Source organism: Chryseobacterium electrogenes (assembly GCF_053553015.1).
Window position 1 is genome coordinate 126,964 of the sequence record NZ_JBNPPB010000002.1, and the last position, 14,331, is coordinate 141,294.

Consider the following 14,331-nt stretch of genomic DNA (forward strand, 5'->3'; position numbering starts at 1 on the left):
ATTTTATAAAAATGACAGGTTATTATCTTATTATTGGTCTTACGATGTTGGTAAGTTGGATTGTTTCTAACAGACTAAAATCTAAGTTCCAATATTATTCTCAAATGCATCTCAGAAATGGTATGTCTGGGAAAGAAGTTGCAGAAAAAATGTTAAGAGATAATGGGATTAATGATGTACAAGTTATTTCTGTACCAGGACAATTAACGGATCATTATAATCCAGAAAATAAAACGGTTAATCTTTCTGAAGCTGTATATATGCAACGTAATGCTGCCTCTGCGGCTGTTGCAGCACACGAAGTAGGCCATGCTGTACAACATGCTGTTGGTTACTCTATGTTGCAATTAAGATCAAAATTAGTCCCAATGGTTAATATCAGCTCTACATTATCTCAATTTGTTATTATGGCTGGTCTAGCGGTGATGTTTGCTTCTCAAAGTATAGAGAATCCGCGCGGTAATACATTGGTATTGGCGATTGGGGTTATTCTTTTTGCGGTAACAACACTGTTTGCCTTTGTAACTTTACCTGTAGAGTATGATGCAAGTAATCGTGCGATGAAATGGCTAAAAGATACAGGCACAGTAACTGCAGAAGAATATGTTGGCGTACAAGATAGCCTAAAATGGGCAGCGAGAACCTATGTTGTTGCAGCAATAGGCTCATTAGGGCAATTATTATATTGGGCTTCTATGCTTTTCGGAGGACGAAGAGATTAGAAATCAATAAAACTTATATTCTAAAAGCATCTCGGATAATTGGTCTGAGATGCTTTCTTTTTGAGCAGTTTTGATTTTTGCTTTAATAACACAAATCTGTTGCGCATCGAAATCAAGAATTTGTGCATTATTTCTATTAAGAAGTGAAAAAATAACGTTTTGCTGATTGAACTTGAATTTGATTTCAATAAAACTTTCTAACTCTTTGGTAATGATATTGGCTTCTTCTAATATAAGTTTTGCAGATTCTTTATAAGTTTTTACAAGACCACCAACGCCTAATTTTGTACCTCCATAATATCTAATAATCACAAGTAAGACATTAGTAATCTGATGGGCTAATAATTGATTGTATATTGGTAATCCTGCGCTGCCACTAGGTTCTCCATCATCATTGGCACGATAATTCTCTCCAGTTAATCCAATCCTGAAAGCATAACAGTGGTGTGTTGCCTTAGGATGAAGGTCATAAAGATGATTAAGGCGTTTTTTTACATCATCATCAGAATTTACAGGATAGGCGAAACCAATAAACTTGCTCCCTTTTTCTTTGAGCAAAATATCTTCAATGGGTTTTTCGATGCTTTGATAGTCGTAAATTTCCAATATGTAAGGCGTTATATAGAGTTTTGATTTTTATAAATTGAAACAGAATTATCTCGTAATTTTAATTCTTCTATGGCTTCAAAATTGAATTTTGGTGCTTTAGTTCCGTTTTCTAATTTTAGATTATTGTTTTGGAAAATATAAGCTTCGTCCCAAAGGTTATGCTCAATAAATTGTTTTAACGTAAAGCTTCCACCTTCAATAATAATAGATTGAATGGAGAATGTGTGAAGATGTTTTATGATTTGATTCAAAGCATTTTCTTTTTCAATTTTAATAAAATGAATGTGATCTAGCTTTTCTTCTTTAATTTGATTAAAAACTAAAGTTGTCGCCTCATCATTGTATATATTGAACTCTCTAGAAACGTCTAAGTTGAAATCAATGAGAACCCTTATCGGATTATTACCGACAATTTCTCTAACTGTTAAGCTTGGATTATCGTTAATCGCGGTGTTTTTACCTACTAAAATGGCTTGTTCTTCGCTTCTCATTTTGTGCACATATTGCTTAGAAAGGCTATTGCTAATTTGCGTTGGGCGATAATCTTTATCCATAAATCCATCACCAGATTGTGCCCATTTAAGAATAATATAAGGTCTTTTTTTCTGATGAAAGGTGAAAAATCGTTTGTTAAGGTCCTCACACTCTTCTTTCAATACCCCAGTCACGACTTCTATGCTGGCATCTTCTAAGATTTTTTTTCCTTTTCCGTTAACTTGTTCATTGTAATCCATCGCGCCAATTACGACTTTTTTAAAGCCAATTTCCTTAAGTTTCAAGGCGCAAGGTGGCGTTTTTCCAAAGTGAGAACAAGGTTCTAAAGAAACATAAATAGTAGCTTCTTTTAAGAGTTTGGGATTTCTTACAGAGTTAATGGCATTAATTTCGGCATGTGGTTCGCCTGCTTTTTTGTGATAGCCTTCGCCAATAATTTGGTTATCATAGACGATAACAGATCCTACTAAAGGATTAGGATAGGTATTACCGATAGCTTTGTTAGCAAGGTCGATACAGCGTTGCATGTAAAATTGGTCAGTCATAAAAAAAACACTTAAGCAAAGTTAAGTGTTTTTTATGTGGTATTAAAATCTACTATTTTGTCGTACCGACAGGAGTAGTAGGTAAATTGATTGTTGGCATCTTGCTATTAATAACAGCTTCCATTAGTCTGTTTCGTTCTTTATTTACGACTCTAGACATGTACTTTAGATCGCCTTCAATGTATCTTTTAGAATAAGAGTATATCAAAAGACCTATTTTATCATTAACCTTTACAGTCTTGAAGCGGTCGATATTATATTCTGCATAAGGCTCTTTATCCTGTTGAATAATAGTTACCAGATAATCTACAATAACTTCTGTGCCATCAGGACTTTCTGTTACGCCAACAAAAGAATAATTGTCTTTGGTTTTTTCTTTCCGTTGCTCAATATTTTCTTTTTTGGTTTTCGCAGCATCATAAGGATCTATGTCTTTGTCAAAAAATGAAATATTAACTCTTTCTCTATAGTTTTCTAGATCATCATCTCTTTGTATATATTGCTGTTGGTACCATGTCGCGGTATTTTTTTTGCTCCATGTTAAGAAAAATTCTTCTCCTTTAAATTTAATAGGACCAGGAAAAGAGATATAATCTACAACAGATTTATCCGTAGTAATGCTATCTTTATCCTGAGCTATGCCCAAGAAGATCCCTAGTATTAATGCAAAGAAAGCAATTATCTTTTTCAATGTTCTAATAATTTATTCGCCTGAGATGATGTTATGCAAAGTAGATTTCAAGTTTTCTAGCTGTGCTTTTTTGTCATCTATCTTGTTGTATGTGTCTGTCAATAAAATATTTTCTCTTGAAGGATTTTTAAAGAATGCTAAATTATTTTCTAGTTTAACGATTTCTGCTTCTAAGTCAGAGATTTGATTTTTAATTTTTCTTGCTTTATCGGTTAATTGATTTTCGCTAAGGTTTTCATCTTTTAAGTCAAATTCATTAATCTTATTAAGCTTTAATTTTTCTCTTAAGGCTTTGTTGAACTCGGTATTAATGGATAATTTCTCCTTTGGTACTTTTCCTACGGCATTCCAAGAATTTTTGATTTGCTCTATTTTATCAACGCTTCCATCTTCATTAGAGATGGTTTTTAGTTCGTCTAATAATGCTCGCTTTTGCTTGTAGTTTTCTTTCCAATTATCATTAACGGCATTGTTTTTTTCTCTAAAGTTTTTGAAAAATGTATTACAAGCCTCTCGGAATTCGTCCCAGATTAGATTAGCTTGGCTTCTTGGTACATGTCCGATTTTTTTCCAATCGTCTTGAAGTTTTTTAAATAAAGGGACTGTGATTTCCCAATCTTCGGACAACATGTTGTCTTGCGCTGTTTTTATTAATTGCTGTTTTGCTTCTAAGTTTTCAACTTGGCTACCTTTCATATTTTTATAAAAGTTATTTTTAGCCGCATTAAAATTTCTAAGAGTTTGCTTAAAGTCAGTCCAATTTTGATTAGATAATTTTTTAGGTACGCTTCCTAATTTTAGAAACTCTGTTCTTAGATCTTCTACTTGTTTTATTGCATTCTGCCAATAGCTATGATTAGAGGTTTTCTCAGAAGCTGTAAGTGCTTTGAGGGTTTCTATAATCTTATTTTTCTTAACGAGATTGGCTTCATGTTCTGCCTCTATTCCTGCAAGAAGTTCGGATTTTCTTTCGTGTATTTTGTTAGATATTTCTTTGAAATCTTCCCATGTTTTTTCTCGGAATTCTTCGGCAACAGGTTCTGCTTCTTCTTTCCAAAGTTTGTGCAGATATTGTAACTCATTAAGCGCTTTTTGTACAACAGGTTCATGTTGTAACTCTTTGGCACGCTCTATAATGTGTAATCTTTTTTCAAGATTGTGAGAGAATTCTTGCTCTAGGTATTCTTTATTAAGATCCAACATCTCGTTAAACATTTTAAGATGGTGGAAATAGTTATTGTTAAGGTTTTTAAACTCTGTCTTTGCGACTTGTCCAGCATTAGACCAAGCTTCTTTGATCTCTCTTATTGCTTTGAAAAGATTGGTGCCTGCTTCAGAATTGGTATATAGATTTTTTAGATTTTCTATAATTGCTAGACGATCTTCTAGGTTTTTATGATGTTCTAGATCTTGATTTTTATGAAATGCATCTAGTTTTTCTCTGTAAATATTGGCTAAGGTCGTTAATCTTGCAGTGGAAGGATGTGTAAACGAAAAATGCAAAATATCGTTGCCTTGATCTGTAAATTCATGTTTTTTATCCTCCGTCTCATCATGAATGATGTGCTGGGCATTTTCTTTCAGTTGGTTAAAAGTCTTAGAATGATGACCTGCATCTGTCAAATTGACAATTTTTTCCATCTCATCTAGAGTTTCTTTTAGAGAAAGAGTAGAGAGTACGTTGTCATCTTGGTAGGAGGTAACGGTTTCAATTTCTTTAGAATAGCTAATGTTTTCTACATTTTCTGTATTCTGAGATTCTGAGGTTTCGACAGGTAATTTGTTTTCTTCGTTTTCAGGGTGTCCTGTTTCTGTGATCATAACCAAACTTTTTATTAGAGAAGTACTTATTAATCCACTAAATTAATTTTATTTTTTGGATTTATCCAATTTTAGCTATATTTTTTTTATGGATCTTGCAGTGAAGGAGTTTTTTAATATAAAAGATTAGTCTAAATAATTATTTTGTCCAGATTTGCCACGCTTTTTCGGCTTGTTGTTCTAACATATAATATCCATTGATGGTTGTTGCGCCTTGCTCTGCTGCTTTCTTTATAAAAGCTGTTTCTGATGGATTATATATTAAGTCGATGATATAATGTTGAGGCAAAAGTCCATGAAAAGGAAATTCTAAGCAATCATCAACCTTAGGAAAGGTACCTACTGGCGTGCATTGTATGATTAATAAATGCTCCTTTACAAGGTCAATATTGATGTTCTCAAAGTTGATTTCTGACTTTCTAGAAATGGTCAGATGCTGTATGCCATGTTTTTCTAAAATATATTTAACGGCTTTTGCTGCGCCGCCATCACCAAGAATAATAGCTTTTGTATGATGCTCTTTTTTATGAATTAATAGGCTTTTTTCAAAACCAAAAGCATCTGTATTGTATCCTATCTTTTTTCCATCAACTAATTTTACGCAATTAACAGCCCCAATTTCTTTAGCTTCATCACTTAATTCATCCAAAAAAGGAATAATAGCTTCCTTATAAGGAATTGTAATATTAAAACCAACGAGGTTTTCTTGATTAAATAAATCCTGAATATTGTCTAGATTTTGAACATCAAAAAAGTTATAATCGTGATTTTTTAGAAATAATTTTTTAAATTTTTCTTCAAAGTAATTTTTTGAAAAAGAGTAGGATATATTTTTCCCTAACAGTCCGAAGTTGCGTATTGCTTCCATAGATCAAAATTAAAAAAAAGACCGAAGATAACTTCGGTCTTAGTAAGGTTTTTTTTAGTAAATTAATCTACGATAAACTTAGTGTTAAGTTCTCCCGTTTTAAGGATGTAGATTCCTTTTGGTAGGTTGTTAATCTGAATGCTGTTTCCGTTTTTGAAGGGCTGGTTGATTTCTTGCACTCTCTGTCCAACAAGGTTATAGATCCAAGCTTTATCAAATTTCTTTAAATCATCACCTTGTACCGTAATTGTACCACCGCTTTTGGCAGGATTAGGATAGATTTTGTAGTTTTTAGAAAAAGATAATTCATCTGTTGCTAATTCTGTACGCCAGATCTTGCTTACCCATTCTGGATGATCGATGAATGGATTTCTATTTTTTTGAATCTCGTATATCGCATCATTTCTATCTAATTCTTTTTGAGATACAGGATCTTGAGCATGCCATTTTTCAAGCATTTCTAAGAAACCGTTGGCAAGACCTTGGTTTTTATTTTTGCTGAACATCGCATAGTTGTAATTTGGGATTTTATCAGCATATCTCGTTACGAAATAAAAATAAATTCTTGCAAAATCGCCTTTAAATTCATCAATCGGCTCAAAAACCGTTCCTTGAAAACCAGGAACATTGCTAGAACCTAATTTAGAGCCATTAAGAGAGGTTTCTGAGACTGTTTTAACTTCGCCGTGAGGATAGTTGCTTCTCATACCATTCACTTTACCATCGGTAGGCAACACATGATGCGCGTCACTTACCATAGGTCTTGCCTTACTAAAAATAGATTGTGGGATGCTGTGCTCTCTGTTATAACAATCGCCTTCATTTTTGTAATTCCCGCATTGTTTTTGTCCGTGTCTAAAGTTATAAGGATCCTTGCCTGCAGGGTTCTCTGAGTACATATCTAATACCGTCCCATCTTTCTCATAATAGTTATCGGTGTCAGACGTTGGGTAGATGTCATATAAGCCATCGTAACCTTTATCTTGGTGGGCTGCTGATATAATGTTACTTAATTTACCTTTTAATGAGTAACCAGATAAATTGCTAGTGCCATTGTAATAATTAGATGGCGCTTGGGCAGAACCTAATCCATAGATCGCTAGGCAAGCCGAAAGGAGTAATTTTTTCATTTTATAAGTCTAAATTTTTGGGGCGATAAAGGTAGAAAAAAAAACGTATTAGCATAATTAAAATTAAATATTTAACAATAAGTTGTTTTTATTGTTGGGTTATTGCTTGTGTTAATGTTTTAATGTTGTGTTTGTTTTAAAATTTATTTTCAATATAAAATGAAAAAAGCACCAAAAATTAATTTGATGCTTTCTGTAATATGTTAGAAAGTATTAATCTACGATAAACTTAGTGTTAAGTTCTCCCGTTTTAAGGATGTAGATTCCTTTTGGTAAATTATTAAGTTGGATGCTATTCCCGTTTTTGAATGGCTGATTGATTTCTTGTACTCTCTGTCCAACAAGATTATAGATCCAAGCTTTATCGAATTTTTTAAGATTGTCACCTTGTACAGTAATTGCTGTTCCGCCTTTTGCTGGGTTAGGATAGATCTTGAAATTTTTAGAAAAAGATAAGTTGTCCGTAGACATTAAGCTTCCAAAAATAGCTTGTACCCATTCTGGATGATCGATGAAAGGATTTCTGTTTCCCTGAAATTTCTGTACCGCATTGTTTCTGTCAATTTCTTTTTGAGACAAAGGATCTTGTATTGCCCATCTCAATAACATCTTAATATACCATGTCTCGAAACCTTGATCTTTAGTTCCGTTAAAAGGGCTGTTAGGCTTGTTTAAAGCTGCAAAAGAAGGTAATAGATTTTCATATCTTGTGATGAAATAAAGGTGCATTCTCGCAAAATCTCCTTTAAACTCGTTGATTGGTTCAAAAACAGTGCCTGTAAATCCAGGAGTTATGCTTGGGCCTATTTTAGTTCCATTTTTAAAAGTAACAGAAGCGTTACCAACTTCTCCATAGTTGAGATCTCCTCTTTGGGAGTTAATATAATAATCAGAAGGAACAATAAAATGAGCATCACTAGCCATAGGTGTAGCAGTCTGCCCTCCAAAAAAACTTTTTGGGATAGAGTGTTCTCTATTATAGCAGAATCCTTCATTATTTTGATTAGTACTTCCGCATTGGTTACCTCCTGCATTAGATTGACCATGTTTATAATTATAAGGGTCATTACTTATGCCAGGTGTGTTGGGGGCAGGGTTTTCAGAATACATCAGTAGGATGGTATTGTCATTTTCATAGTAGGTGTCCATGTCTGTGGTTTTATAAGCGAACCATAGACCAGAGTTTCCAGTGCCGTAGCCTTGATCCTTATGTCCACCGGTGGCAATCTGGCTTAATTTAGTTTTTAACGCGTAACCACTCAGTCCATCTGTGCCATTATAATAATTAGCAGGAAGTTGTGAGATTCCTAAGCTAAATGAGCCTAAGAATCCTAAGAGTAAAAATTTTTTCATTTTGAAATCTAATTTTGGACTTCAAAGCTATGTAAAATTAAAACTTAGCTCAATTAAATCTGCTTAAAATTTGCTTAAATTTTTAGACACCTTAGAGAAAATCCAAGAGATGATAAATCCAAACGTCAAGGATATTGATCCAACAATAATATAATTACTGAAGATGATCTTAACAGGAAATGGAAGGTTAGCGCCCGCCATAAAAAGACTTGTTCTTAATTGTAAAATGCAAATTAACGAACCTAATATTAATCCAGAAATAGTCCCAAATAATACGATTAATGCACCTGTATAAAAATAAGTACGTCGCAATTCTTTAATAGTAAATCCTAGAGAAATTAATGATTTGGCTTGTGGCTTTTTATCTAACTGAAGAATGGTAACAGCACCAGCCAAATTAAAAGTTGTAATGAAAATCACCAAGGCGAAAATTAAATAAATCATTAATTTTTCGGTATTAATCATTTTCCAGAAGGCTGCATTATCCTCTGATTTTGTACTAATAGTACAATCCTTTAATTGAGAAAGTAGATTTGCTTTTACTTGATCTGCATTGGCAGGATTTTTAAGTTTAATAACAATTTGATAGGCAGATCCCTTTGGTAGGCTTAATAGGTTTTGTGCTAGATCTATGGGAGAGATGATATAATTATCCAATTGATCGTTACCTGGGAAAATCCCCGTCACAAAAATTTCTTTTCTATTAAAAATGTCATCTTCATTCTGGATAATTCCTTTGCCTGGTTTTGGCATGTAGATTGTCGCAAAATCTTGGTCAGAATTAGCCGGAATAGATAATCTATTATCCAATTGATTTTCTATCAAAACCTCATTAGAAAACTCAAAGCTTGGATAGCTGCCATAAAGCAAAGTCTTATTAATAGGATTAACAGAAGTGTAAGCAGAGTCTACACCGCGCAGGTATGCGATTTCGCCATTGTTACGAAAGTCAAGATAAATTTTTTCTTCAATAACTTTAGAGAAATGCGCAATATCTTGATTAGATTTCAAAACAGAAACTACCTTATTAATATCCGAAATTGTTTTTCCAGATTTATTTTTAACCGTTAGATCTGCGTGGACATTTGCGATAATATCCTTATTCAATTCTTCTAAGCCAGAAAACACCGATATTATAATAAACATCGATGCAATTGCAATCATCATTGCAAAAGCCGCCAGCCATGTAATAAAAGTCACGACATGGCTACCTTTCTTCGCTAATATGTAGCGAGATGCTATGTATAAAGAATTGTTTTTCACCAATTGTAGTTAAGAATTTAAAGTACAGGATTGTCACCTTCACCCTTCAGTTCTCTCTCAATACGCTCTACATCATCCATAGAAGTATCTACATAGAAAGCAAGTTGTGGAATAATACGTACTTGTTTTGCCATTTTCTGACCAATAAAGTTACGGTATTGTGCTTTATTTTCTTCAATTTCTTTCATAATAGGCTTACGCAACTCTTTAGGAAATATACTTAAGTAGATCTTAGCAATCCCAAGATCTGGCGTCACTTTTACATCACTTACAGACACAAGAAAGCTCTCTTTGCTGCTTGCAGCCTGCTTTCTGAATAATTCTGCAAAATCTTCCTGAATAATCTGTGCAACTTTTCGTTGTCTATTACTTTCGTTCATGGTGCAAATTTAATACATTTGTTTGACATAATTATGGCGTGTCCCAGCGTTTCTTTTCTACAGCGGCTCCACTACGTTCCGCCGCTTCCAAAAGAAACGCTTGGTCGGTCTACGGTCAGTCGCTGTTATTATGATATAATCGTCACTTTCGCTTTGCTTCGGGACAATTATATCATAATAACGAGCTTCAACAATGACCTTCGCCCTCACGCGAGATTGGTCAATAATATTCAATGTAAGATTACAAAACAAAATATGAAAATAGAACATATCGGGATTGCTGTAAAATCATTAGGATTATCAGACGATTTATTCAGAAAACTATTAGGAAATGATCATTACAAACAAGAAAGTGTAGAGCGCGAAGGCGTAGTTACTTCTTTCTATAAGGTTGGCGATAGCAAAATAGAACTTTTAGAAGCCAGCAAAGACGACAGTCCAATCTCAAAATTCATAGAAAAAAGGGGAGAGGGCGTACATCACATAGCCTTTGGTGTAGAAGATATTGTAGAAGAAGTAAAAAGATTGAAAAAAGATGGCTTTGACTTTATCTCAGAAGAGCCTAAGGACGGCGCTGATAATAAGCTAGTTGTCTTCCTACACCCGAAATCTACCAATGGCGTGCTTGTAGAATTATGTCAAGAAAAGCCATAAAAAGTTTGGTAGAAAGATAATTTTTACTATTTTTGCCAACAGAAAAAAACGCCAGTTTTTGAGGCCCTATAACTCAGCTGGTTAGAGTAGCTGACTCATAATCAGCAAGTCCTTGGTTCGAGCCCAAGTGGGGCCACATGAGAAAAAAGCACTTACAGAAATGTAAGTGCTTTTTTTATACTTTCAATTTTTTATAGAATTAAATTATATTTTTATTAATAATTAATTGATTTTTTCTAATTTGCTTTCTGCAAGCCATAACTTAGAATATTTTCCTTGATTATTAAGTAATTCTTGATGCTTTCCTTGCTCAATGATTTTACCATTTTCCATTACGCAAATCATATCAGCGCCAATGATGGTTGATAAACGATGGGCAATAACGAGAACAATTTTTTCTTTTACCAATTCATCAATTGCTTTCTGAATGGCTAATTCACTAAGAGAATCAAGAGATGATGTTGGCTCGTCCAAAATGACGATAGGTGTATCTTTTAGTAGCGCTCTAGCAATAGAAATTCTTTGTTTTTCTCCACCAGATAGGCTATTTCCCATTTCTCCAAGGTGAGTCTCATAAGCTTTTGGAAGATTCATAATGAAGTCATGACATTGAGCTCTTTTGGCAACTGCTATGATTTCTTCTTTTGTTGCAATGGGTTTTGCCATTCTGATATTTTGTTCAATGGTGTCATCAAAAAGATAGACATCCTGAAAAACTACCGATATCTTATCTAGCAAATCTTTAGTTTTATAAGATTGAATATCTTGTCCACCAATGAGCAATTTTCCAGAAGTTACATCTGCGTAACGCATCAACATTCTTGTCATTGTGGTTTTTCCGGAACCTGATGCTCCTACAAAGGCAACAATCTTTTTTTCTGGAATTATAAGATTAATATTATCAAGAACTAATTTTTCAGTTTGATGATATTTGAAACTTACATTTTTAAATTCAATATTATTTTTAGGATTAATAATGGATTCTTTTGGCTCTGGAAGTTTTTCTATATCGAACATTTCTTTCATTTTTTTGATGCCATCTTCGATTAAACTGAAAAACATTGTCATTGGGATAAAACTAGAAATCAACTCTGAGAAACGAATTACGATAATCATCATTGCAATCATAATCATAGCGTCGCTATTCCCAAAAAGAACTAGAGAAATGCCAATACCGAGGGTTAGCAGAATTGCAGTTTCTAAGACAGAAGCAATAATAAGATTGGGTCTTGCGCCTTTTCCGTGTCCATAAGCTTGTACTTGTTCTACTTTATCAATAGATTTATTGAGTCTTTCTACGATTTTGTTGGCTCCATTTGTTGCTTTCAGTATTCCGAGACCTTGGATATATTCAATTGATTCCGAATTTAGTTCGGCGTGGACATCGTTCATATATTTCATTCCTCGGTCAAAAGCGGGTTTTCGCCATCTGTAAAACGGAATGATTGAAGGGAAAATAACCATCATTACCAAAGCTATTTTCCAGTCAAAAAATAGTGTAGCAATACTAACGGTCAACGGTGTGATAATCCCATAAATCATCAGTGATGCTATTGTCAATATAAAAAGAGTAGCCTCGTCCACATTGGTGCTGATGATTGCGCCCCATTGTCCGGAGCGTTTCTGATGAAGAATTTCTAATGGGATTTCTCTGAATTTGTTCCCCAATTTTTTTCGTAATTGATATTGTGCTTGCGAAGAATGTCCGTCATAATCATAGTTCTGACCAATCCATCTGAAAATTGAACTGATAATTACTAATACCAAAGCAACAATCACCCATTGAGCGGCGAGATTAAAATCCTTTTGTCCCAATGCTATAAACAAAGGGAAGAAACAAGTGTAAGCCAAACCTTGCACAACGGATGATAGCCCAATCAAAAAAAGTGATTTTTTTAATTTTTTCTTCAAAGGTCCTGCTACATTAATTGTCTCTGCAAATAATTTTATATCTGGAATAATATTCAACATAATTTTAAATTTTAACTATTAAAGAGAAGATGCTTTGATATGCCAGTTTCTGGCTTCGTGATAAGATTCCCACATTTTAGTATAATTTCCATTGGCTTTTATCAAGCTTTCATGATTGCCTTGTTCTGCTATTTTACCTTTTTCGATTACCAGAATTTGGTCAGCATTTTTGATAGTTTCTAGACGATGAGCAATCATCACAACAGTTTTGTTTTTCATAAGATTTTTGAAAGCCTGCATGAGTTGATATTCGTTTTCGGTGTCAGAAAATGAAGTTGCTTCATCCAGAACGAGAATTGGGTTGTCTCTCAATATAGCTCTTGCAATGGCCAAACGCTGTTTCTGTCCACCAGAAAAATTGTTAGCTCTTTCCTGCAAAAGCGTATCATAACCTAGAGGTAGGTTCATAATTTCGTCGTGGATTTGAGCTGATTTTGCAGCTTCTATGATTTGTTCTAAAGTCGCATCTTCATTTCCCATTTTGATATTGTTGGCAACTGTATCAGAAAAAATAAAACTATCCTGAAATACAAAAGAAAGATGATTCAGAAGAATTTCGGATTTTAAATCTCGGATATCAATATTTCCAATTTTTATGGAGCCTTCCTGGATATCCCAAAATCTCGGAATTAACCTTGCAATGGTCGATTTTCCTGCGCCAGAAGAACCTGTTATTGCTGTGAAAGTATTGGGTAAAACTTGGAAAGCGAGATTATCAAGAGCTTTGTCATCTCGACCTTCGTAAGTGAAAGATACATTTTCAAATTTTATACTTGAATCTTGTGGGATTAAATTATTGTTTTCTGGCTCTTTTAAAGCCTGAACATTAAGTAGTTCATCAATTCTTTTCGCACTGATTTCTGACCTTAAAACAATATTCATCAGAGAACGATAGGGAAGTATAGATTCCATCATTCCGGTTCCTAGAAGCAATGCACCAATCAATCCTAAAAAGCTAATCTGATTATTGGTGTACCAATACGTTCCTACAATTAAGAGAATAATAAATGTTGGTAACGGATTAAGAATTAACATTGACAACTTTGCGCCTAATCCATTTTGTTTGTACCAGCTGATAATGATTTCAAGAAAATTATTAAGAGCATTATCGAATTTTGAAAATGATTTTTCACCACCATCAAATACTCGTACAACTGGCATCGCTTGCACATATTCTATCACCGAAACATTGATGGCTTCTCTTCTTTTATTGAATTTTTGAGAAATTTCCTTATTGTTTTTCATAACAAATGATAGAATACTTAGTCCAATAATTAATATACCAAGGCATATCAAAGCAACTCTGTAATCGAACCAAAATAAAGCTAGCAAAGTAAAAATCGGAAAAGCATAGGTTCTTGCAAACAACGGCGTACTATCTGCCGCAAAACCATGTAATTGTCTCACATCCTCGTTAAGAACTTTTGTCAAAGCGCCCGATCCATGCTCCATAATGTAGCCCAAAGGTAAAATCGCCAAATGTTTTGCTATTTTTTTTCTAAGAACTGCTTCTAGATGAAAAGCCGCATAATGTGATACATCAAAAGCTTTTAACCTAAAATAATAAGCTATTGTTGTGCAAATAAGCATTCCTATGAAATAGTAGAGAATCATTTCTTTTTCGTTATTAAACAAAGCATTAATAAGATAGCTCATCAAGACAAGGTTGAGAACAACAGAAAAAGATGAGACACACGAAAGAAACATCGCCCAGTTAATTTTCTTGCGAATTGGAGAAATGATGAACCATAAAGTTTTTGTCTGTTTCATTTCTATATATTTTTTTAGAAATTAAAATTGATGTACATACGGATACACACATCGATATG

The 14,331-nt window shown here is 33.8% G+C and carries 13 protein-coding genes and 1 tRNA gene; 3 read left to right on the forward strand and 11 right to left on the reverse strand.

Annotation, left to right across the window (positions count from 1 at the left end):
- Positions 1-11: 11 nt before the first annotated feature.
- A complete protein-coding gene (locus ACQQ6V_RS00580) occupies positions 12-722 on the forward strand; it encodes a zinc metallopeptidase (protein WP_448843654.1) in 711 nt (236 codons plus the stop codon).
- 3 nt (positions 723-725) lie between these two features.
- Here ACQQ6V_RS00580 and ACQQ6V_RS00585 read toward each other — a convergent pair whose 3' ends face one another.
- The 9 genes from ACQQ6V_RS00585 to rbfA all read right to left on the reverse strand — a co-directional run bounded on the left by ACQQ6V_RS00585 (position 726) and on the right by rbfA (position 9,877).
- Positions 726-1,322, reverse strand: a complete 597-nt coding sequence (locus tag ACQQ6V_RS00585) for an IMPACT family protein (protein WP_528072281.1) — start codon at positions 1,320-1,322, stop codon at positions 726-728.
- Positions 1,323-1,339: 17 nt separating this feature from the next.
- Positions 1,340-2,371, reverse strand: coding sequence for a bifunctional diaminohydroxyphosphoribosylaminopyrimidine deaminase/5-amino-6-(5-phosphoribosylamino)uracil reductase RibD (gene ribD / locus ACQQ6V_RS00590; protein ID WP_448843656.1), 1,032 nt, complete (start codon positions 2,369-2,371; stop codon positions 1,340-1,342).
- Between the two features lie 52 nt (positions 2,372-2,423).
- Positions 2,424-3,062, reverse strand: a complete 639-nt coding sequence (locus ACQQ6V_RS00595) for an HI_0983 family protein (RefSeq protein WP_448843657.1) — start codon at positions 3,060-3,062, stop codon at positions 2,424-2,426.
- 12 nt (positions 3,063-3,074) lie between these two features.
- Positions 3,075-4,883, reverse strand: coding sequence for a DUF349 domain-containing protein (locus ACQQ6V_RS00600; RefSeq protein ID WP_448843658.1), 1,809 nt, complete (start codon positions 4,881-4,883; stop codon positions 3,075-3,077).
- Positions 4,884-5,022: 139 nt separating this feature from the next.
- A complete protein-coding gene (locus ACQQ6V_RS00605; RefSeq protein ID WP_448843659.1) occupies positions 5,023-5,751 on the reverse strand; it encodes a shikimate dehydrogenase family protein in 729 nt (242 codons plus the stop codon).
- 62 nt (positions 5,752-5,813) lie between these two features.
- Positions 5,814-6,881, reverse strand: coding sequence for an endonuclease (locus tag ACQQ6V_RS00610; RefSeq protein WP_448843660.1), 1,068 nt, complete (start codon positions 6,879-6,881; stop codon positions 5,814-5,816).
- Between the two features lie 213 nt (positions 6,882-7,094).
- Positions 7,095-8,234, reverse strand: a complete 1,140-nt coding sequence (locus ACQQ6V_RS00615; protein WP_448843661.1) for an endonuclease — start codon at positions 8,232-8,234, stop codon at positions 7,095-7,097.
- Between the two features lie 63 nt (positions 8,235-8,297).
- Positions 8,298-9,497, reverse strand: coding sequence for an ABC transporter permease (locus ACQQ6V_RS00620; RefSeq protein ID WP_448843662.1), 1,200 nt, complete (start codon positions 9,495-9,497; stop codon positions 8,298-8,300).
- Positions 9,498-9,514: 17 nt separating this feature from the next.
- A complete protein-coding gene (rbfA, locus tag ACQQ6V_RS00625; protein ID WP_448843663.1) occupies positions 9,515-9,877 on the reverse strand; it encodes a 30S ribosome-binding factor RbfA in 363 nt (120 codons plus the stop codon).
- A 255-nt stretch (positions 9,878-10,132) separates the two neighbouring features.
- On the opposite strand from rbfA, the gene mce reads away from it, so the two are divergent.
- Together mce and ACQQ6V_RS00635 are read left to right on the forward strand one after the other, a co-directional pair.
- A complete protein-coding gene (gene mce, locus ACQQ6V_RS00630; protein ID WP_448843664.1) occupies positions 10,133-10,531 on the forward strand; it encodes a methylmalonyl-CoA epimerase in 399 nt (132 codons plus the stop codon).
- A gap of 62 nt (positions 10,532-10,593) precedes the next feature.
- Positions 10,594-10,667: transfer RNA gene (locus tag ACQQ6V_RS00635), tRNA-Ile, on the forward strand.
- 86 nt (positions 10,668-10,753) lie between these two features.
- On the opposite strand, the gene ACQQ6V_RS00640 is transcribed toward ACQQ6V_RS00635, so the two are convergent.
- Complete coding sequence (locus tag ACQQ6V_RS00640) at positions 10,754-12,502, reverse strand: ABC transporter ATP-binding protein (protein ID WP_448843665.1); 1,749 nt, start codon at positions 12,500-12,502, stop codon at positions 10,754-10,756.
- Positions 12,503-12,520: 18 nt separating this feature from the next.
- Positions 12,521-14,272, reverse strand: coding sequence for an ABC transporter ATP-binding protein (locus tag ACQQ6V_RS00645; protein WP_448843666.1), 1,752 nt, complete (start codon positions 14,270-14,272; stop codon positions 12,521-12,523).
- Between the last annotated feature and the right edge of the window lie 59 nt (positions 14,273-14,331).